Raw genomic sequence first — 20821 nt, 5'->3', positions numbered from 1 at the left:
TTAGGTAGATAGAGATTATGATTCAGCAAGAAAGTCAGTTAAAAGTTGCCGATAATACTGGAGCTAAGAAAGTAAAATGTTTCAAAGTTCTTGGAGGTTCTCGTCGGCGTTATGCTACCGTCGGAGACGTAATTGTATGTTCAGTTAGAGATGTCGAACCTAATAGCTCTATAAAAAAGGGAGATGTTATTAAAGCTGTAATTGTTCGTACTCGTCGGCATATTACAAGAAAAGATGGGTCTACTTTAAAATTTGATACCAATAGCTGTGTGATTATCGATGATAAAGGAAATCCTAAGGGGACAAGGATTTTTGGTCCTGTAGCTCGAGAAATCCGAGACAGAGGCTTTATAAAAATTAGTTCTCTAGCTCCTGAGGTAATTTAAGGAGAAGGAAGTTATGAAAAGACAAAACATTCGTATTGGCGATAAGGTATTGATATTAGCTGGTAATGATAAGGGAAAAGAAGGAAAAGTCTTGTCTCTTACTCAAGATAAGATTGTTGTTGAAGGTGTGAACATTCGCACAAAAAATATAAAGCGTAGTCAACAAAATCCTAAAGGTAAGCGTATTAGTATTGAGGCTCCTGTTCATATTTCTAATGTGCGTTTAAGTATAGCTGGTGAACCTGCCAAGCTTTCCGTTAGATTGACTGAACAGGGAAGAGAGTTATGGCAGAAGCGACCTGATGGAACATCCCAACTGTATCGTCTGGTGAGGGGAAAGAAAGACTAATATGAGTAGATTAAAAAAGTTCTATATTGAAGAAATTCGTGCATCTTTGCTTGAAAAGTTTGGTTACACAAACAAAATGCAAATCCCTGTTCTTAAAAAAATTGTCTTAAGTATGGGACTAGCGGAAGCAGCAAAGGATAAAAATTTATTTCAAGCGCATCTAGAAGAATTAACTATGATTTCTGGACAAAAACCCCTAGTAACGAAAGCTCGAAATTCTATTGCTGGTTTTAAGCTGCGGGAAGGTCAGGGAATTGGAGCAAAAGTTACCCTTCGTGGAATTCGTATGTACGATTTTATGGACCGTTTCTGTAATATTGTTTCTCCACGCATTCGCGATTTTCGTGGGTTTTCTACTAAAGGAGATGGGCGAGGTTGTTATTCTGTGGGACTGGATGATCAACAAATTTTCCCAGAAGTTAATTTGGATCGTGTAAAGCGTACTCAAGGATTGAACATCACTTGGGTAACTACTGCACAAACAGATGATGAGTGCACTGCTCTATTAGAGTTGATGGGCTTGCGATTTAAGAAAGCTCAATAAAGAGGAAAGGGATCCGTATGGGCATGACAAGTGATTCTATAGCAGATTTGTTAACACGAATTCGTAATGCTTTGATGGCAGAACATCTGTATGTAGATGTGGAGCACAGTAACATGCGAGAGGCAATTGTAAAAATTCTCAAGCATAAAGGTTTTGTAGCTCATTATTTAGTAAAAGAAGAAAACCGTAAGCGTGCAATGCGCGTGTTCTTGCAGTATTCTAATGATCGTAAACCAGTAATACATCAGTTAAAACGGGTATCTAAGCCTTCTCGAAGAGTATATGTATCGGCTGCAAAAATTCCTTATGTGTTTGGGAATATGGGAATTTCGGTTCTTTCTACTTCTCAGGGCGTTATGGAAGGTTCTCTCGCCAGATCTAAGAATATTGGGGGCGAATTGCTTTGTTTGGTTTGGTAATAGGATTAATTATAGGATGGTAAAGCATGTCTCGTAAGGCTCGAGAACCCATTGTGCTCCCTCAAGGAGTAGAGTTTTCAATTCAAAATGATCAAATTGTTGTGAAGGGGCCTAAAGGATCGTTAACACAACAACTAGTCAAAGAAGTCGAAATTACTGTAAAAGACAGAGATGTATTTGTATATGCAGCTCCTCACGTTACTGATAGACCTAGCTGTATGCAAGGATTGTACTGGGCATTAATTTCGAATATGGTCCATGGTGTTCATATAGGATTTGAAAAACGTTTGGAAATGATTGGAGTAGGTTTCAGAGCTTCTGTGCAGGGTACGTTTTTAGATCTCTCGATCGGGGTTTCTCATCCTACAAAAATTCCTATTCCATCCAATCTTCAGGTCTCTGTTGAAAAAAATACACTTATTTCAGTGAAAGGAATTGATAAGCAATTAGTCGGAGAATTTGCTGCAAATATTCGCTCTAAACGTCCTCCTGAGCCCTATAAAGGCAAAGGGATTCGCTACGAAAATGAATACGTTCGTCGTAAAGCTGGAAAAGCTGCGAAAACAGGCAAAAAATAGTCGAGGAGTTATGGAAAGTTCATTATGTAAGAAATCATTAATGAAAACACGAAGAGCTTTACGGGTGCGTAAAGTATTAAGGGGTTCCACTACAAAACCTCGTTTATCTGTAGTCAAAACAAACAAACATATTTATGTACAATTGATAGATGATTCTATTGGTAGAACCCTAGCTTCTGTTTCTACCCTATCAAAATTAAATAAATCTCAAGGTCTAACTAAAAAAAATCAAGAGGTTGCTAGGGTATTAGGAACTCAAATTGCTGAATTGGGAAAAAACCTTCAATTAGATCGTGTTGTTTTTGATCGTGGCCCTTTTAAGTACCATGGTATTGTTTCTATGGTGGCTGATGGCGCTAGAGAAGGTGGTTTACAATTTTAATAAAGGTTTAAGAAGAGATGTCGCTATCAAAGAATTCTCATAAAGAAGATCAATTAGAAGAGAAAGTTCTTGTTGTTAATCGTTGTTCTAAAGTCGTCAAAGGAGGACGAAAATTTAGTTTTTCAGCCTTGATTTTAGTCGGAGATGGCAAGGGTCGTTTAGGCTATGGTTTTGCTAAAGCTAATGAATTAACAGACGCTATTCGTAAAGGTGGCGAGGCTGCGAAAAAAAATTTAATGAAGATTGAAGCTTTAGAAAATGGATCAATTCCTCATGAAGTAATTGTTCATCACGATGGAGCTCAATTGTTATTAAAACCAGCAAAGCCTGGAACTGGAATTGTTGCGGGTTCTCGTATTCGCTTGATTTTAGAAATGGCTGGTATTAAAGATATTGTAGCTAAAAGTTTTGGTTCTAATAATCCTATGAATCAAGTTAAAGCTGCATTTAAAGCTCTTACAGGACTATGTCCCCGTAATGATGTGTTAAGAAAAGGAGCGCCTATACATGATTAAATTAGAATCATTATTTGATATTTCTGAGCGCAAGCGTAGAAAAAAAATACTAGGCCGAGGCCCTTCTTCTGGTCATGGAAAAACTAGTGGTCGTGGGCATAAAGGAGATGGGAGTCGCTCTGGTTATAAGCGTCGTTTCGGTTATGAAGGGGGAGGTGTTCCACTCTACAGAAGGGTTCCTACAAGGGGATTCTCACATAAACGTTTTGATAAATGTGTTGAAGAAATTACTACAGGGCGTTTAGCAGACCTTTTTCAACAGGGGGAAGCAATTACTTTGGATGCCTTAAAAGCAAAAAGAGCAATTGCTAAACAAGCTGTACGAGTAAAAGTGATTCTTAAAGGAGATTTAGAAAAAACCTTCGTATGGCAAGATACTGCTGTAGTGCTGTCGCAAGGAGTAAAAAATTTGCTAGGCATTGCTTAAAAAATAAGGGTGTTTAGGCTGTATATGACTACATTGAGACAATTTTTTCTGATTACTGAATTGCGACAAAAGCTATTCTATACCTTTGCTTTATTGGCAGTTTGTAGAGTTGGTGTCTTTATTCCTGTTCCTGGGATAAATGGTGAATTAGCTGTAGCATACTTTAAGCAGTTATTGGGATCTGGGCAAAATTTGTTTCAATTGGCAGATATTTTTTCGGGTGGCGCTTTTGCTCAAATGACTGTAATTGCTTTGGGTGTTGTTCCCTATATATCCGCTTCGATTATCGTCCAATTGTTTCTAGTCTTTATGCCTTCATTGCAAAGAGAAATGAGGGAGTCTCCTGATCAAGGAAAGCGTAGGATTGGTAGACTTACACGTTTATTTACTGTTGCCCTCGCTGTAATACAATCTCTGTTGTTTGCTAAGTTTGCTCTTAGAATGAACATGACCATGCCAGGAATTGTTTTGCCTATGTTACTGTCTTGGAAATTATTTGGGGCTCCTTGGATTTTCTATATCACAACAATTATGGTGATGACTACAGGAACTCTTCTCCTTATGTGGATTGGTGAACAAATTTCTGATAAAGGTATTGGAAATGGAATTAGTTTAATTATTGCTCTTGGAATTTTATCTTCCTTCCCCTCTGTATTAGGATCTATTTTAAATAGATTAAATTTAGGATCTCAAGATCCTTCCGATTTTGGTTTGATTTCAATTTCGTTGCTTGCTCTTGTCTTTGTTTTTGTTCTTATTACTACTATTTTGATTATCGAGGGAGTTAGAAAAATTCCTGTACAATATGCCCGAAGGGTTATTGGAAGAAGAGAAGTTCCTGGAGGTGGATCCTATCTTCCCTTAAAAGTTAATTACGCCGGTGTAATTCCTGTTATTTTTGCTTCTTCGTTGCTTATGTTTCCGGCAACGATAGGACAATTCATTGCATCAGAGTCCTCATGGATGAAACGTATTGCTATGCTGCTTGCCCCAGGAAGTTTGGTTTATTCTATATGTTATGTTCTGTTAATTATATTTTTTACATATTTTTGGACAGCAACACAGTTTCATCCTGAGCAAATTGCTTCTGAAATGAAAAAAAATAATGCATTCATTCCTGGTATACGTCAGGGAAGAGCAACTCAAAATTATCTAGAATATACAATGAACCGTGTAACTCTTTTGGGAGCTTTATTTTTGGCTGGTATCGCGATTTTACCTTCACTTTTGGGTTATGTACTGCGCGTAGATTCTAATGTAAGTTACTTCCTGGGTGGTACCGCGATGCTCATTGTTGTGGGCGTTGTTTTAGATACAATGAAGCAGGTTGATGCGTTTTTGTTGATGCGTCGCTACGATAGCGTCTTGAAAACAGAACGGACGAAAGGAAGACATTGAAAAATAACAATTTTTGACCTAAGATGCTTATACTATTTTAAGGGAGGCCCAACGTATGCCACGCATCATTGGAATTGATATTCCTGCAAAGAAAAAGTTAAAGATAAGTCTGACATATATTTATGGGATAGGATCCGCGCGGTCTGATGAGATTATCAGAAAGTTAAAGTTAAATCCTGAGGCTAGGGCTTCTGAATTAACCGAAGAAGAAGTAGGACGATTGAATTCACTTTTACAATCGGAGTACACAGTAGAAGGAGATTTGCGTCGTCGTGTTCAATCAGATATTAAGAGATTAATCGCAATCCATTCTTATCGAGGCCAGAGACATAGACTTTCTTTGCCAGTAAGAGGACAGCGTACAAAGACTAATTCGCGCACTCGAAAAGGTAAACGAAAAACGGTCGCAGGTAAGAAGAAATAATTTTTAATTAGGAGTCGTGTTTTGGTTAAAAATCAAGCGCAGGCAAAAAAGAGCGTAAAAAGAAAACAACTAAAAAATATTCCTTCAGGTGTTGTGCATGTTAAGGCTACTTTTAACAACACAATAGTATCTATAACAGATCCTGCTGGCAATGTAATTTCTTGGGCATCAGCAGGTAAAGTAGGATATTCTGGTTCAAGAAAATCTTCAGCCTTTGCTGCTACAGTAGCAGCTCAAGACGCTGCTAAAACTGCTATGAACTCTGGTTTAAAAGAAGTGGAAGTTTGTCTAAAAGGTACTGGAGCTGGGCGAGAGTCTGCTGTCCGTGCTTTGATATCTTCTGGTTTAGTAGTTTCTGTCATCCGTGACGAAACGCCTGTTCCTCATAATGGTTGTAGACCAAGAAAAAGGCGCAGAGTGTAGTTTTAGGGTAAGGAGAATAAGGATGTCAGATAACACACAAAATTTGCTTTATGATAAATTCGAACTGCCTGAGACAGTGAAAATGTTGCCTGTTGAAGGGCTTTCAATAGATAAACACGCTCGTTTTATTGCTGAGCCCTTAGAAAGAGGGATGGGTCATACTTTAGGAAATGCTTTAAGGCGTGCTTTACTTATTGGTTTAGAAGCTCCAGCTATTATTTCTTTTGCTATGACAGGGGTCTTACATGAGTATATGGCAATTGAAGGGGTTGTTGAGGATGTAACTAATATCATTCTGAATTTAAAGGGAGCCCTATTAAAGAAGTACCCAATGCAAGATAGTTCTTTAGGAAGGACAACGCAGGTATTAAAGGCTTCGATTTCTATAGATGCTTCCGATCTAGCTGGGGCTAATGGACAAAAAGAAGTTACTCTACAAGATTTGTTGCAAGAAGGAGATTTTGAGGCTGTCAACCCAGATCAAGTAATCTTTACTGTTACTCAACCTATACAAGTTGAAGTGGTTTTGCGCGTTGCTTTTGGTAGAGGCTATACCCCTTCTGAAAGAATCATTTTGGAAGACAAAGGTGTTTATGAAATTGTTTTGGATGCTGCGTTTTCTCCAGTAACTTTAGTGAATTATTTTGTAGAAGATACACGGGTTGGTCAGGATACGGATTTTGATCGCTTAGTTTTAGTCGTGGAAACTGATGGCAGGGTATCTCCTAAAGAAGCTTTAGCTTTTTCTACCCAGATTTTGACTAAGCATTTTTCTATTTTTGAGAATATGGATGAGAAGAAAATCGTATTTGAAGAAGCTATTTCTATTGAAAAAGAAAATAAAGACGATATTCTTCACAAGTTGATTTTGGGAATTAATGAAATTGAACTCTCAGTAAGATCAACAAATTGTTTGTCTAATGCAAATATAGAAACCATTGGCGAACTTGTTATCATGCCAGAGCCGCGATTGTTGCAATTTAGAAATTTTGGAAAGAAGTCTCTTTGCGAAATCAAGAATAAGTTGAAAGAAATGAAGCTTGAATTAGGCATGGACCTTGCGCAGTTTGGTGTGGGTTTAGATAATGTGAAAGAAAAAATGAAGTGGTATGCCGAAAAGATTCGGGCTAAAAATACAAAGGGATAGTAAGTAATGCAACACGCTAGAAAAAAATTTAGAGTTGGTCGTACTTCCTCGCATAATCGTTGTATGTTAGCTAATATGTTAAAGTCATTAATTCATTATGAAAGAATTGAGACGACGTTACCTAAAGCTAAGGAATTGCGACGACATGCTGATAAAATGATTACCCTAGCCAAGAAAAACTCCTTGGCAGCAAGACGTATAGCTATTGGGCGGCTTATGGTGCGATATAATAAACTAACAAGTAAAGAAGCCCGACAAGCTAAATCTGGAAATACATCTGTGTATAATGTGGATCGTCTAGTTGTCAATAAGTTGTTCGATGAATTGGGAAATCGTTTTGTAGAAAGAAAAGGTGGTTACACACGTATTCTAAAATTACAAAATAGAATAGGTGATAATGCTCAAAAGTGTATTATAGAATTTTTAGCTAACTAAAGCTAATACAGTTCTAATTTACTGAGTTCTGAGGATAAGCAATGAAGATTGTAATTAATGGTTTTGGGCGCATCGGTCGTTTGGTTTTAAGACAGATCTTAAAAAGAAGTCCCCATTTAGAAGTCCTTGCTATTAATGATCTTGTTCCTGGAGATGCACTTGCTTATCTGTTCAAATTTGATTCTACACACGGCCATTTCCTTGGAGATGTGCGCTGTGAAGGGGACCATCTTATTGTTGGGCAACAGAATATTAAATTCCTATCAGAACGTAATGTTCAAAATCTTCCTTGGAAAGATTTAGATGTTGATCTTGTTATCGAATGTACAGGGTTATTCACAAAAAAAGAAGATGCTGAAAAGCATTTGCTAGCTGGAGCTAAAAGAGTATTAATTTCAGCTCCTGGAAAAGGGGACATTCCTACTTTTGTTATGGGAGTGAATCATAAGACTTTTGACTCTGAAAGAGATAAAATCATATCTAATGCTTCTTGTACTACAAACTGTTTAGCTCCCCTTGCTAAAGTTTTATTAGATAATTTTGGAATTACAGAAGGTTTAATGACAACCGTTCATGCGGCTACGGCTACCCAACTAGTAGTTGACGGACCTTCAAAAAAAGACTGGAGAGGGGGGCGTGGTTGTTTGCAAAACATCATTCCTGCCTCAACTGGAGCTGCAAAAGCTGTAACTCTATGTCTCCCTGAATTAAAGGGAAAATTAACAGGAATGGCCTTCAGAGTTCCTGTCGCTGATGTATCTGTAGTTGACTTAACTGTAAGACTCGAGAAGCCTACAACTTACGATGATATTTGCTTAGCTATGAAAAACGCTGCACAAACTGATTTGCAAGGCATTTTGGATTATACAGATGAGCAAGTTGTTTCTTCAGATTTTATAGGCTCTGAGCATTCTTCTATATTTGATGCGTCAGCTGGTATAGCCTTGAATGATCGGTTCTTTAAGTTAGTCGCGTGGTATGATAATGAAATAGGATACGCCACGCGCATAGTAGACTTATTAGAGTATGTAGCAAAAAACTCTAAATAAAAGGTTGTAATACGTGTATTTTACAAGAGACCCTGTTATAGAAACTGTGATTACCTCTCGAGAGGGGTATAAGTTATCAGTAAGGAATACGAAGCATCTTTCACAAGATCCTTTTATGGTTGAAGCTATAGAGGTTATTTCCTTAGGAAATATTTGTTTTTTTAGAAACTGTGACCATAGCAAGCCCTTTCTGGTGCCTGCTGGCGATTATGAGATAATGGAAGTTCGCGATGCTAAGATCAATTTAAAAGCAGTTGGTTTGGATCGTGGAGTAAAGATTGCTGGCGGTAGGGAAGCTTTAATAAAATTAACTAAATCTACACCACTACCCGTTGTTGATGAAAAGCCTACGGTTGATAGCTCGGAAGAAGTAATAGCACCTTCTAACCCTACTAAAAAAGATAAGAAAGAAACCAAAAAGGATTCCTTTAAAGGGGAAAAGTGGAAAGAAAAGAAAAAGCTAAGTCGTCGCAGAAATCATAAAGAAATGGCTGAAGTAACTGGAGCATCGCAAGAGATTTTAGACACTGTTCAAGAAGAACTTTGGGAAGAATCTCAGGAGCACGAGATTATTGAGCAAAAGAAATTTTCTTTGCTTCCTCCCCCAGCAAAATTGATATCAGAAGTTATTTCTCAAACTGTTGTCAATCCAGTAGTAACTTCTGCAGATCTTAATGAATCGTTACAAGCTTTAGTTGATGAGAGTACCGAAGTCATAGATGCTTTGTTGTCTGCTGATGATGCCTTGCATTTTCCTGAGACAGAAGAAGATGCATCCCCCTCAACTTCTTTTTCAATTGAAGAAGGTTCTTCGGTACTGTTCTTACCTCAAGAAGAAGAATAGCTTATAAAGGCATGTTTTTAATTTTATTTAAGCCATGCCTTTTGGTTTTTTTAAAAATCATTGATTTAGAAAAAAAACTGTGTTATAATGCCTCTTAGTTTTCTGCACTTAGGAAAAGATCTATCTTTAGAATGTTTGTTTTATTTGAAGAATGATTTAAGTGAGACACTATTTTTTGCTCAGATGGTGGAATGGTAGACACTAGGGACTTAAAATCCCTTGGGCGTAGGCCCGTGCAAGTTCGAGTCTTGTTCTGAGCAATTTCATGAATTAAGGATACTTCTAGAATTTCTCTCCCCCCCCTTACAAAAAGCAATTGATAACGAATTGAGACAAGAAACTCAATTGTGTGTTATAGGATGAATTGACTAGACTAACTTTAGAGGTACCCTGTGCGGCTCTTATCTACACTTAAGCTGCATCTATCTTCGTTACGATCTTCCAGTCCACTATCTCCCCATTATTACACTACATGTTCTCGTCCAATGCTTCGTTTGCTTTGTCGTTGGAAAGATGCTGATATTCTCGAGTGGCAGCATGTCTGCAGCATTTTGTCTGCGGTTTGTAGCAGAATGAGTGGAAAGCTGGTTTCATTGCAGAAGGAAACACAAAACTTTTGTCCTCAGGAGGCTCAGCTTATTGACTTGCAGTGTCAAGAACAGTTGTCCGCTTTAGAAAAAGAGTATGTCCATCAGGAGGAAATTAAAAATCAAGAGATACAAAAGCTACAAGAAGAAAATAATTGGTTACAACATCGTCTTGCAGAAAAACTTCAACAAATTCGTCATCAAAATGATATTATCGACGAAATAAAAAAAGAACTTTTTCAAAGTGTACAACAAGCAGAGATTAGTGAAGGGCGTCGTTTATGCTATGAGCATAAAATCAAGCAGCTTGAAGAACAATTACAACGCAATATTTCACAACAGACAGCCTCCTTTATAGATAAGGAGAGATCGTATCCAGTATATGCTGAAATAGATGAATTAAAGAACAGCCTTGCTACTTTGCAACAGGAAAAAGATGTTTATGTAAAAACATATCATTTAGAAATTGCTAAATTAAGAGAAAAATTACAGTGCTACCAAGAAGGAAATCAAAATAGTACAGAGACTTGTTCTATTGAAAAATTAACCGAGGTACAAACAGATCTAGCTCAGAAGAAAAAGACAGTCGCTCTACTTCAAGATATTGTTGAGGATCAATACTGTCAGCTTCGGGATTTACATAAGCAAATGGGTATTGATATGCCTTTAAATACCAAGCTAGATCATTTGAAGGGATTATTGGGGAAAGAAATTGAATGTGAACTAGATTTGTTATTTACAGAATCTAAAATTTCTACATAAGTAAGCTCGGTGTTTTTCAAATAGAAAATAATTTCATAGAAAGCGAAAATTAATTACTTTAGAAGAGATTATCTCAATTCGAATCATCTTTTAAAGAAAACACGCTTAGAATATCTCAGGAATGCGTATTGTGTCACAATTGATTATAGGGGTAGATCCAGGCACTATAGTGGCGGGATATGCCGTTGTTGCTTTAGAACAGCGTTACCAATTGCGACCTCATAGTTACGGCGCCATTCACCTATCTCCTAAGTCGCCTCTTCCTATGCGTTACAGGACTCTCTTTGAAGAGCTCTCTAGAATATTAGATCATATACAGCCCGATGTTATGGTTTTAGAAACTCAGTTTGTAAATAAAAATCCTCAAAGCACCATAAAATTAGGGATGGCACGTGGTATTGTTTTACTAGCTGCAGCCCTACGTGATATTCCGATTTTTGAATATGCCCCGAATGTCGCAAAAAAAGCAGTAGTTGGTAAAGGTCATGCGAGTAAAAGACAAGTTCAGATAATGGTCAGTAAGCTATTGAATCTTCCTGATATTTTAGATCCCTCTAAAGAAGATATTGCTGATGCCTTTGCTCTTGCTATATGTCATACTCATATATTGCATAGTCCTCTTTGTGGAGTTAGGTAAAATGTACGACTATATTCGCGGGATACTTACTCATGTAAATACTAACGTAATTGTTATAGAATGCCAGGGCATTGGCTATCATGTTGCTATCACTGAGCGGTGGGCAGTAGAATGTATCAGAGCTTTGCATCAAGATTTTCTAGTCTATACTCATGTTATATTCCGTGAGACTGAGCATCTGATTTATGGATTTCATTCTCGAGAAGAAAGAGAGTGTTTTCGTATTTTAATTTCTTTTTCTGGAATAGGACCTAAGCTAGGCTTAGCAATTCTTAATGCCTTACCTTTAAAGATATTATGTTCAGTGGTTCGTGGTGAAGATATCCGAGCTTTATCTTCTGTATCAGGAATTGGGAAAAAAACTGCTGAAAAGCTTATGGTCGAACTTAAACAAAAATTACCCGCCCTCCTTCCTTTAGATTCTAGACTTGAAATTATTCGGACGGATACAGATTCTCCTTATATTGAAGAAGGAATACAGGCTTTAGCAGCTTTAGGCTATTCAAAAATCGCTGCTGAACGGATGATAACAGAAGCTATTAAAGATCTCCCAGAGGGATCTTCTTTAACAGATATTCTTCCTATTGCTCTTAAAAAGAATTTTTCAGGAACGAACAAGGACTAGACTTTCCTAAAGATCATGCTATACTTCTCCTAAAATAAAGCGATTTCATTTTGAAGGAGATATACATATACCATGGAACAAACGCTATCTATTATTAAACCAGACTCTGTTAGCAAAGCTCATATTGGAGAAATCTTATCTATTTTTGAACAATCTGGCTTACGTATAGCAGCAATGAAAATGATACACCTATCCCAAACTGAAGCCGAAGGGTTTTATTGGGTACATAGAGAGCGTCCTTTTTTCGAAGAACTTGTTAGTTTTATGATCTCAGGACCTATTGTAGTTTTGGTATTGGAGGGAGCAAATGCAGTTTCTCGTAATCGTGAGCTTATGGGCGCTACAAACCCTGCAGAAGCTGCTGTAGGAACTATTCGCGCTAAATTTGGAGAATCTATAGGGATTAATGCTGTTCATGGATCTGACAGCTTAGAAAATGCTGTGAATGAGATCGCTTACTTTTTTGGTAAAATAGAGATTCTGAATGCCTCTTAGATTACTCTTTAAGTAAGTACAATAGTTGCTTTACGATGAGGCTGGGCAAGAGTTTTTTGTAGCTCCTCATCACGAAGTTTTTGCCAAGACAATAACAGTCCTCCCGATGCTTTGATGTTTTCAAAGAAGTGATCGCGAGAAACAAAACAAGGACGTAACGTAGTCAAAAACTCTGCGTGAGAACGTTGCTGACGGTAATCGGGTTGTTTTTGAGGAATCGGTAAATAGTACGACAATTTATCTATGTCTATATCCCACAAAAATGTCGTGTGGTGTACCCAGCGATGTTTTTGAATGTACTGTGCATTGCCGCCAACTTTTTTCTTGCCAAGAACATAATCGTTTTCACAAATAGAAAACGTATCAGGAAAGAATGGACTATAGATCTGATAGGTCCATGCTAATAATGCTTGAGGCTGAGTAAAACGTTCTGGGGAGTTCATAATCCAAGATACCATTATAGTATTAGTATCTATGAATACCGTACCTCCTCCACTATAACGACGTATTATAGGAATATGATTTTTTTGTGCCCGAGTAACGTTCACGTCTTGATTTAAATTTCGAGAAATTCCTAAAACTATTGAATCCTGAACACCTGTATTAATAATACAGAAATTTTGATTCGAAACTCTTAATAAAGCCTCTTCGATTTGTAATTGTTGAAAAATCGAATATCCTTGTAAATCTAGAAAAATACAACTAGGGGTGAGCATGTTTTTTTAAGGCTACCATCAAAACTTGAATATCAGCAGAGGCTATTCCAGATATCCTCGATGCAGAACCTAGAGTTCGGGGGGTGAACTTTGCTAATTTTTCTTTAGCTTCTAAGCTCAAAGCTGTTATCTTCTTGTAATCTAAATTTTCAGGAATGAGCAGTGATTCTGCCTTCTCTAAATTCTCGATAAGAATTTTCTGACGATCTATGTATCCAGAATACTTAATTTCCATTTCTAGAGAGGCATTAAGAATGACTCCTAAGTCACGAACATCATCAGGAAACGTTTCCCTAAGAACATCATAAGAAACTTCGGGACGACAGAGGACTTTTGCTAGAGATACTACAGAGTCACCATACTTTTTAAATGTCTTTTGGAGACGTACTTTTTCTTCTTGTAATATCTGATTTTGTTCTTTGATAAGCTGATAACGTTCCTTTGATAGTAATCCTAGTTCATAGCCGTAGTGGGATAAACGAGCACATGCATTGTCTTGTCTTAATAAGAGACGATGCTCAGCTCTTCCCGTAAACATACGATAAGGTTCATCCAGAATCTGAGTGGTCAGATCATCCAACATCACACCAATATAAGATTCTTGACGTGAAGGGATAAACGGTTGTTTATTGAAAACTTTATTTACAGCGTTAATTCCTGCAACTAACCCTTGAGCAGCAGCTTCTTCATAACCTGTGGTACCATTAATCTGCCCACATAAAAAAAGACCCTCTATGAGCTTACTTTCTAAAGTAGAATGAATTACGTTGCCGTGAATATAATCATATTCTATGGCATACGCTGGCCGGGTGATAATTGCATTTTCTAGCCCAAGTACAGAGTGAATCATATCATATTGCACATCAAAAGGCATAGAAGTTGATAATCCATTAACATAGACCTCTTGAGTATGAATACCTTCTGGTTCTAGGAAAATGTGATGGCGTTCTTTATCTGAGAACTTTACGACCTTATCTTCTATAGAAGGACAATAGCGAGGACCTGTACCTTGAATGAGACCTCCGTAAAGGGCAGAACGATGTAAATTTTCTGCAATGATTTCTTTAGTTTTTGCTGTTGTATGGGTAATGAAACAAGAAACTTGGGGCAAGGGAGGGGAAAAGGGCTGATTCCTATGTACAAAGCAAACTCCCTCGTCTCCAGGTTGTTCTTCCATCCCAGAAAAATCTATAGAAGAAGCTAAAAGGCGGGGCGGGGTACCCGTCTTGAGTCTGCTTATAGGAAAACCACGCTTTTTAAGATCCTCGGATAAACCGATCGATGCAGGATCTCCTAAACGTCCTCCAGAAAAATTACGATCTCCAATATGAATGAGGCCACGCATAAACGTACCAGAAGAAAGGACAACTGTTTTTCCTAAGTAAACTAACCCTTCCTTGGTAGTCACTCCAGTGATAACGCCTTCTTTCTCTAATAGAGACTCTACGGTCCCTTGCATAATATGAAGGCCCGGAACTTCTTCCAAAAGACGCTTCATATGGATATGATAAAATTGCTTGTCTACCTGAGCTCGTGGAGCTCTGACGGCGGGTCCTTTAGTCTGGTTGAGAATACGAAATTGTATTCCAGATTGATCTGTAACTTGCGCCATAACACCACCAAGAGCATCGATCTCTCGAACAATATGCCCTTTACCAATGCCGCCAATAGCAGGATTACAACTTAATTTAGCAATAGTATCCAAATTGGAAGTGAGCATAAGAACGGAAGCGCCCATACTTGCAGAACAATATGCCGCTTCACAACCTGCATGTCCAGCTCCCACTACAATCACATCATAAGTAATTGGGTGAGTCCACATAAGTTATTAAAACTACTTATTTTTATGACGGTCTCTACGACGTCTTTTTTTGCGCTTGTGCTTGGCGATCTTGAGCCTTCGTTTTTTCTTAACAGATGACATAATATCTTTATGGTTAACGTATCGATTTGACATCCTCTTCGTCATTTGTAACGAAGATTCTTTGTATTCAAAACAGGATTTGAATCACCTTAGTGGAATCCTACTTCAACAGAAGACTTACCCCATTCTTGTACAGACAAGCATGCTGTCTCCAGCCGATCAAACAACTATACTGATTCCTATGTTTTAAGACAAATCGGATTGTCGCATTCATGGGATTGAAGTTAGAGCCCTGAATCAACTAATTAACGTATTCAAAAGCAGAATAATTACGGAAACGAGCTAATTCTTTTTCAAAAACTAAAGGTACAGAACCTATAGAACCATGACGATTTTTTGCTATAATGAGCTCAGCTGTTCCAGGCTTATCATTGGGATCATAATATTCTCTACGCAGTAAAAACATAACTAAATCAGAATCTTGTTCAATACTTCCGCTTTCTCGAAGATCACTCATCATGGGGCGATGGTTTGCTCGATCTTCAACTTTTCGTGACAGTTGGGAAAGGCAAAGGATAGGAATGTTTAGCTCTCTAGCAAGAGTCTTCAACATTCTAGAAATTTCTGAAATTTCTGTTTGACGACTTTCTGTGGAACGTAAGTTGCCAGAACCAGAAAGTAGTTGTAAATAATCAATAATAAGAAATTGGATATCATAGCTTTCTTTCATTCTGCGAGCTCGAGCTCGTAAGTCAGAAACTTTTAATCCAGGCTGATCGTCAATGAGTAGTGTATGTTCCTGCATTTCATTAATTACGGACACAATTCTTTGAAAGTCATGCCCGGAGAGGTCTCCCACAGAGATTTTTTTAGACTCAACTTCAGATCGAGAGCAAATCATCCGATGAATTAATTGATCGACTGTCATTTCTAGAGAAAAAATTCCAATTGGAAGACGGTTTTGGAAACAAAGATTCTCTGCAATGTTTAAGGCTAGAGCTGTTTTCCCCATTGCAGGCCGCGCAGCTAAAATCATTAAATTTGAAGGAGAAAATCCATGAATTAATTGGTCTAAATCAATAAAGTGAGTGGGAATACCAGAGAAAAAAGACCCGTTATCGCCGTGCGCATTTTGTAAAAATAATTCTTGCCTTTCCTGCAATTGTGTAAGGTAAGGCTTATCGGTAACAGTAGTTAATCCTCGCAACTTATCAGCAACTAAGGTGTATTGTGTTACTGATGTAGATTGGCTGATCTTAAAAAAGGAATTTTGAGCTTCATCTAAAGCTTCTGTGACATTTTTTGGCTCCTCTAAAGCTTTTCTTTCGATCTCTTTTGCGGTGGCAATCATTTTTCGTAAGATCGACTTTGACCGAACGATATCAACATATTCTTCAAGGTAAGCTGCTGTACCTGCAAATTCTGCTAAGGTAATAAGATAAGAGGGACCACCAATTACAGTAAGCTGGTTGCGGCGTTTAAGCTCCTCTCCAGTTAAGTGTACGTCCATCGGCTTATCTTGCTTAAAAGCATCTTGTAAGATTCGAAAAATGATTTTATGTTCGAGATAATAAAAATCGTCTTCGTAAAGCTGGTTTGCTGCGAGATTTAGATAGTGTACCCCTGTCAGCATACAGCCTAAAACTATCATTTCTGATTCTTTGGAATGGGGAGGTGAGGGAAGCGGAACAGTTAGAGGCTTGTCCATTGGAATCGGGGTTTCGTAATTCGTAGTAGTTCTGGATTTTTCTAGGTAGGTTATGTTATCTACCATATATCCCTCAAGCGCTAGTTGCTCAGAGCGATTTTCTGACAACTCCCCCGAGCTCTTTAGCGAAAGCTTAAAAAGCCTTTATAAATAAATTCGATTACGTTTTCCTCTTTTTTCTTGTAAGACGCAGGTGAGTTGACATTTTTCAGTTTGATAGTTACGCTGTTTTAACAAGAACGGTCGGATTAAGATCCAGCGTTAGATTGAATAATAGGGAAAGATGACTGAGTGGTCGAAAGTACGTCCCTGCTAAGGACGCGTACCCCTAAAGGGTACCGAGGGTTCGAATCCCTCTCTTTCCGAATACCGCCACCTTAACTAAGGCAAGGTAGTTGTAGCCAATATTCTTTTTCCTTATTCTTTTTAAAGAAAGCCTACTATATGCCAATGTAGAGATAGATGGTCGGAAGACAAGAATCCCATCCGCGAACTCTATGCTTGTTTGTAGATTTAGCATGCTCTATAATGGACCAGTTATAAGGTTCCTAAAAGGATCGTATTAGTTAGCCAAAATCATGAGACAATTTTGCAACTTACTTTCTATATCACGCTTGTGGCTAGCGTTATTCTTCTGCCAAGAAAAATTGCACCTCCGTTTACTTGCTATTGTTGGAGCTATGTTAAGCGATATATTGGATGGCTATCTTGCTCGCCGCTATAAAGCGACAAGTCGTTTAGGCTCAATCCTAGATCCAATTACAGATAAAGTTTTCGTTTTTGTCTGTATTACGGTGCTTTATATTGAAGGGTCGTTATCTGTTGCTCATCTCTTTTTCATCTGCGCTCGAGATATCTTTCTTGTTATCTTCGTATGCTATCTTTCTGTAATCAATGGGTGGAAAGGTTACGATTATGGCTCTTTGTTTTGGGGAAAGGTTTTTACAGTTGTTCAATTTATTATTTTATTAGGAGTGACAGCTGGTGGCTACATTCCTTGGACAGGGTTAGTCCCCTTAGTGGCTCTTGGTTTTCTCTATTTTCTTGAGAGAATCATGGATTATAAAAAACAATGTCTACGTTGATTCAGGGCAAAAAAAGTTTTGTGGGCAAAAGATTTTAAGTTTCTCTAGTAAGCGCTTGAATTTTACAGGGAGTTTGGATAAAATGAATTCTCTTTTTTTCGTGATTTTTAATTTATGCCTTGCCGTTTGCTAACCAACCAGTATTATAGGAACTGCAAACATATGCTATTTCTTAGGTGTAGAATAAATGTCAACAAGTCTTTGTGCGCCATAATGTTGGGAAGGAGTTTATGCAGTCATCAGAAATGAAACCCTTTTCAAGGCTGCGGGCATATCTTTGTCCTATCTATAAATCAGAATTTTCGAAATTTATACCTCTATTTTTATTAGCATTTTTTGTCGGGTTTAACTATTGCCTGCTCAAAAACATGAAAGACACCTTAGTAATTGTCGGGTCCGACGCTGGGGCAGAAGTAATTCCCTTTCTTAAGGTTTGGGGAATAGTCCCGGGAGCCGTTATTGTTACTATGATTTACGGATGGTTGGCTACTCGGTATCCTCGGGATACCGTTTTTTATTGCTTCATGATCACGTTTCTTGGTTTTTTCTTCCTGTTCGCCTCAATAATTTATCCAGTTGGAGATGCTCTACATCTCGATTCTCTAGCTAATAAACTACAGGAACTATTGCCTAAGGGACTTCGTGGTTTTGTCGTAATGATTCGTTACTGGAGCTATAGCATTTATTATGTAATGTCAGAATTATGGAGCTCGGTAGTTCTTTCCATGTTGTTTTGGGGACTAGCCAACCAAATTACAACAATTACCGAAGCAGGCCGTTTTTATGCCCTTATTAACACAGGATTGAATTTTTCATCGGTATGCGCAGGGGAGATCTCGTATTGGATGGGGAAACAAACATTTATTGTTTACTCGTTTGCATGTGATTCTTGGCACTCAGTGATGCTAAATCTGACCATGTTGATCACCTGTTCTGGTTTGATTATGATTTGGTTGTACAGGCGTATTCACCGCCTGACCATTGCTACCTCCACTATTCCTTCTAAACAAGCCTCTACTGAAAAGAGTCCTGCTAGTATTAAAGGAAAAGAAAAATCTAAGCCAAAAGCTAAAAATCTCTTTTTACACCTTATTCAGTCCCGATATTTGCTCGGGCTCGCTATCATCGTTCTATCTTATAACCTAGTGATTCATCTATTTGAAGTTGTTTGGAAAGATCAGGTTAGTCAGATATACAGTTCCCATGTAGAATTCAATGGATATATGAGTAGAATTACTACATTGATAGGTATAGTTTCTGTATTGGCAGCAGTTCTTCTTACAGGTCAGTTTATCCGTAAATGGGGCTGGACTCTAGGTGCTTTAATCACTCCATTAGTCATGTTGTTTTCAGGACTAATATTTTTTGGAGCTATTTTTGCTGCGAAGCGAGATATCTCTATTTTTGGGGGTTTCCTTGGAATGACTCCGCTTGCGCTTGCCGCATGGACTGGAGGGGTACAGAATGTATTGTCTCGAGGAGCTAAATTTACCTTTTTTGATCAAACTAAAGAAATGGCCTTTATTCCGCTTTCTGCAGACGATAAAAACTATGGGAAAGCTGCTATTGATGGTGTTGTTTCTAGAATCGGAAAATCGGGAGGATCTTTGATTTATCAGGGCCTACTTGTGATCTTCTCTTCTGTTGCTGCAAGTCTAAATGTCATTGCCCTAGTCCTGCTCATTATTATGATAATATGGATTGCAGTTGTTGCTTATATCGGGAAGGAATATTACTCTAGGGCTGCTCATGCTGTAGAAACCCTCGAAACACCGATTTCCCCTTCTTCTCCTATAGTGCGTGAAGTTCACGAATCTGTTGAACAAGAAGAGGCGATTGTTCTCTAAAAGCACATAACATGTTTATTCTATATCTATAGAGAAATTTTGTTTTATCCGTGCTAGGAATTTCGAAATATACATTTTCATCTTTAAGCTTTTCTTCTCATCCCTTATTTTATTCCTTTTGGAATTTACACTAGACTTTATAGGATATTATGAAAACGTTCTGGCACTTTATATCAAAAGCTTTTTTGTCAGTATTAGGATTGTGTTGCGGAGTTGTTCTTTCTTTCGTTGTTATATTTGCTCTCATTGCTTCCGCTTTAGGTACAGCAGATGCTCATTTTGTTAATTTACCAGATGCTCAAGGTGCAATGAAGGATTTAGGAAAAACGGCTCCTATTATTGCTGTTATTGAAATAAAAGACGCTATCTCATCTGCAAAAAATACGGCAAAAACTATTCAAAATTTTTTGGAAGGCTTTGATAAAGGCCCCCTTAAGAACCGTGTAAAGGGTATTGTTATCGATATGGATTGCCCTGGAGGAGAAGTTTTTGAAATAGACAGAGTCTATTCTATGCTTCGGTTCTGGAAAGAACGTACGGGATGTCCTATTTATATTTATGTGAACGGTCTCTGTGCTTCTGGAGGATATTATCTATCCTGCGCTGGAAATAAAATTTATGCCACCTCCTCATCGCTTATTGGTTCTGTAGGGGTTCGTTGTGGACCATTCTTCAATGTAAAAGAAGGTTTAAATCGCTACGGAATTGAAAGTGACTTACTTACATCTGGAAAAGATAAAGCTCCAATGAATCCCTATACACCGTGGACTGCTCATGATCGAGAAGAACAGCAAGCTATTATTAATTTTATTTATGGGCAATTTGTAGACATAGTCACAGAAAATCGTCCCTTAATAACTAAAGAAAAATTAGTAAATATCCTCGGAGCACGTATTTTTTCTCCAGAGAAAGCTAAACAAGAAGGATTCATTGATGTGGTGGGCGCTACTAAAGAACAAGTACTCCAAGATATCGTTGTTGTTTCTAAAATCGAAGATAACTATAGAGTTATTGGTCTCGCCGCTGATGGCTGGTGGAAACGGATGGCGATAACTGCAGCTACAAGCCCATTAATCACGGGAGAGATGAAACACAAGTTAACACCTTTAGTTCATAATGCTGAATGCACACTTCCCTACTTAGGATTATAAAGAGCTCTGAAGTAAAGGGAAGAC

At 38.0% G+C, this 20821-nt stretch carries 25 protein-coding genes, 2 tRNA genes and 1 pseudogene; 24 read left to right on the top strand and 4 right to left on the bottom strand.

The genetic code is table 11. The features are described from left to right. Positions 1–17 precede the first annotated feature (17 nt). The 20 genes from rplN to ndk all read left to right on the top strand — a co-directional run bounded on the left by rplN (position 18) and on the right by ndk (position 12426). Positions 18–386, top strand: a complete 369-nt coding sequence (gene rplN, locus C834KP_RS02995) for a 50S ribosomal protein L14 (protein WP_010883275.1) — start codon at positions 18–20, stop codon at positions 384–386. A gap of 13 nt (positions 387–399) precedes the next feature. Continuing rightward, on the top strand, positions 400–735 hold the full coding sequence (rplX, locus tag C834KP_RS02990) for a 50S ribosomal protein L24 (protein ID WP_108896703.1): 336 nt from the start codon (positions 400–402) through the stop codon (positions 733–735). Position 736: 1 nt separating this feature from the next. Next, on the top strand, positions 737–1279 hold the full coding sequence (gene rplE, locus C834KP_RS02985) for a 50S ribosomal protein L5 (protein ID WP_108896702.1): 543 nt from the start codon (positions 737–739) through the stop codon (positions 1277–1279). Between the two features lie 17 nt (positions 1280–1296). Further along, positions 1297–1698, top strand: a complete 402-nt coding sequence (gene rpsH, locus C834KP_RS02980; RefSeq protein WP_108896701.1) for a 30S ribosomal protein S8 — start codon at positions 1297–1299, stop codon at positions 1696–1698. Between the two features lie 26 nt (positions 1699–1724). Next, positions 1725–2276, top strand: coding sequence for a 50S ribosomal protein L6 (rplF, locus tag C834KP_RS02975; RefSeq protein ID WP_108896700.1), 552 nt, complete (start codon positions 1725–1727; stop codon positions 2274–2276). Between the two features lie 10 nt (positions 2277–2286). Beyond that, a complete protein-coding gene (gene rplR / locus C834KP_RS02970) occupies positions 2287–2658 on the top strand; it encodes a 50S ribosomal protein L18 (protein WP_108896699.1) in 372 nt (123 codons plus the stop codon). 17 nt (positions 2659–2675) lie between these two features. After that, a complete protein-coding gene (gene rpsE / locus C834KP_RS02965) occupies positions 2676–3173 on the top strand; it encodes a 30S ribosomal protein S5 (RefSeq protein WP_108896698.1) in 498 nt (165 codons plus the stop codon). Beyond that, entirely contained in the window at positions 3166–3600 is a 435-nt protein-coding gene (rplO, locus tag C834KP_RS02960; RefSeq protein WP_108896697.1) for a 50S ribosomal protein L15, read from the top strand. The genes rpsE and rplO overlap by 8 nt, the downstream gene beginning before the upstream one ends. Before the next feature lie 24 nt (positions 3601–3624). Continuing rightward, the gene (secY, locus tag C834KP_RS02955) at positions 3625–4998 is read left to right on the top strand and encodes a preprotein translocase subunit SecY (protein WP_108896696.1); all 1374 of its coding nucleotides are present in this window, start codon (positions 3625–3627) and stop codon (positions 4996–4998) included. Between the two features lie 55 nt (positions 4999–5053). Next, the gene (gene rpsM, locus C834KP_RS02950) at positions 5054–5422 is read left to right on the top strand and encodes a 30S ribosomal protein S13 (RefSeq protein WP_108896695.1); all 369 of its coding nucleotides are present in this window, start codon (positions 5054–5056) and stop codon (positions 5420–5422) included. 21 nt (positions 5423–5443) lie between these two features. Next, the gene (gene rpsK, locus C834KP_RS02945) at positions 5444–5845 is read left to right on the top strand and encodes a 30S ribosomal protein S11 (RefSeq protein WP_108896694.1); all 402 of its coding nucleotides are present in this window, start codon (positions 5444–5446) and stop codon (positions 5843–5845) included. 22 nt (positions 5846–5867) lie between these two features. After that, positions 5868–6992, top strand: a complete 1125-nt coding sequence (locus C834KP_RS02940; RefSeq protein WP_108896693.1) for a DNA-directed RNA polymerase subunit alpha — start codon at positions 5868–5870, stop codon at positions 6990–6992. A gap of 6 nt (positions 6993–6998) precedes the next feature. Further along, complete coding sequence (gene rplQ, locus C834KP_RS02935) at positions 6999–7427, top strand: 50S ribosomal protein L17 (RefSeq protein WP_108896692.1); 429 nt, start codon at positions 6999–7001, stop codon at positions 7425–7427. Positions 7428–7468: 41 nt separating this feature from the next. Further along, the gene (gap, locus tag C834KP_RS02930; protein WP_108896691.1) at positions 7469–8476 is read left to right on the top strand and encodes a type I glyceraldehyde-3-phosphate dehydrogenase; all 1008 of its coding nucleotides are present in this window, start codon (positions 7469–7471) and stop codon (positions 8474–8476) included. 13 nt (positions 8477–8489) lie between these two features. Beyond that, a complete protein-coding gene (grgA, locus tag C834KP_RS02925; RefSeq protein WP_108896690.1) occupies positions 8490–9320 on the top strand; it encodes a GrgA family transcription factor in 831 nt (276 codons plus the stop codon). A 177-nt stretch (positions 9321–9497) separates the two neighbouring features. After that, positions 9498–9580, top strand: a tRNA-Leu gene (locus C834KP_RS02920). Positions 9581–9712: 132 nt separating this feature from the next. After that, positions 9713–10669 (top strand): hypothetical protein, encoded by a 957-nt coding sequence (locus tag C834KP_RS02915; RefSeq protein WP_108896689.1) that lies wholly within the window; start codon positions 9713–9715, stop codon positions 10667–10669. Positions 10670–10799: 130 nt separating this feature from the next. Then, positions 10800–11306, top strand: coding sequence for a crossover junction endodeoxyribonuclease RuvC (ruvC, locus tag C834KP_RS02910; protein WP_108897140.1), 507 nt, complete (start codon positions 10800–10802; stop codon positions 11304–11306). A 1-nt stretch (position 11307) separates the two neighbouring features. Beyond that, positions 11308–11931, top strand: a complete 624-nt coding sequence (ruvA, locus tag C834KP_RS02905; protein ID WP_108896688.1) for a Holliday junction branch migration protein RuvA — start codon at positions 11308–11310, stop codon at positions 11929–11931. Between the two features lie 72 nt (positions 11932–12003). After that, entirely contained in the window at positions 12004–12426 is a 423-nt protein-coding gene (ndk, locus tag C834KP_RS02900; RefSeq protein WP_108896687.1) for a nucleoside-diphosphate kinase, read from the top strand. An 8-nt stretch (positions 12427–12434) separates the two neighbouring features. On the opposite strand, the gene C834KP_RS02895 is transcribed toward ndk, so the two are convergent. The 4 genes from C834KP_RS02895 to dnaB all read right to left on the bottom strand — a co-directional run bounded on the left by C834KP_RS02895 (position 12435) and on the right by dnaB (position 16714). Continuing rightward, positions 12435–13142 (bottom strand): lipoate--protein ligase family protein, encoded by a 708-nt coding sequence (locus C834KP_RS02895; protein ID WP_108896686.1) that lies wholly within the window; start codon positions 13140–13142, stop codon positions 12435–12437. Continuing rightward, positions 13129–14964 carry a tRNA uridine-5-carboxymethylaminomethyl(34) synthesis enzyme MnmG gene (mnmG, locus tag C834KP_RS02890; protein ID WP_108896685.1) on the bottom strand — a complete coding sequence of 612 codons (1836 nt, stop codon included), beginning with the start codon at positions 14962–14964 and terminating at the stop codon, positions 13129–13131. Before mnmG ends, C834KP_RS02895 begins: the two co-directional genes overlap by 14 nt. 12 nt (positions 14965–14976) lie before the next feature. Beyond that, the gene (locus C834KP_RS05415; RefSeq protein ID WP_072054076.1) at positions 14977–15066 is read right to left on the bottom strand and encodes an AURKAIP1/COX24 domain-containing protein; all 90 of its coding nucleotides are present in this window, start codon (positions 15064–15066) and stop codon (positions 14977–14979) included. A 241-nt stretch (positions 15067–15307) separates the two neighbouring features. After that, a complete protein-coding gene (dnaB, locus tag C834KP_RS02880; RefSeq protein WP_108897139.1) occupies positions 15308–16714 on the bottom strand; it encodes a replicative DNA helicase in 1407 nt (468 codons plus the stop codon). 277 nt (positions 16715–16991) lie between these two features. Here dnaB and C834KP_RS02875 point away from each other — a divergent pair. From C834KP_RS02875 to C834KP_RS02860, 4 genes and pseudogenes are all read left to right on the top strand, one after another. Continuing rightward, a tRNA-Ser gene (locus tag C834KP_RS02875) sits at positions 16992–17079 on the top strand. A gap of 213 nt (positions 17080–17292) precedes the next feature. Beyond that, complete coding sequence (locus C834KP_RS02870; protein ID WP_108896684.1) at positions 17293–17799, top strand: CDP-alcohol phosphatidyltransferase family protein; 507 nt, start codon at positions 17293–17295, stop codon at positions 17797–17799. A gap of 230 nt (positions 17800–18029) precedes the next feature. Continuing rightward, positions 18030–19541 (top strand): annotated as a pseudogene (npt2, locus tag C834KP_RS02865) (NTP/H+ exchange transporter Npt2); the annotation flags it as partial. Positions 19542–19795: 254 nt separating this feature from the next. Then, complete coding sequence (locus tag C834KP_RS02860) at positions 19796–20797, top strand: S49 family peptidase (protein ID WP_108896682.1); 1002 nt, start codon at positions 19796–19798, stop codon at positions 20795–20797. Positions 20798–20821: the final 24 nt, after the last annotated feature.

The sequence above is a fragment of the Chlamydia serpentis genome (assembly GCF_900239945.1).
Taxonomy (GTDB): Bacteria; Chlamydiota; Chlamydiia; order Chlamydiales; family Chlamydiaceae; genus Chlamydia; species Chlamydia serpentis.
This window is presented reverse-complemented; position numbering and strand designations above follow the sequence as displayed.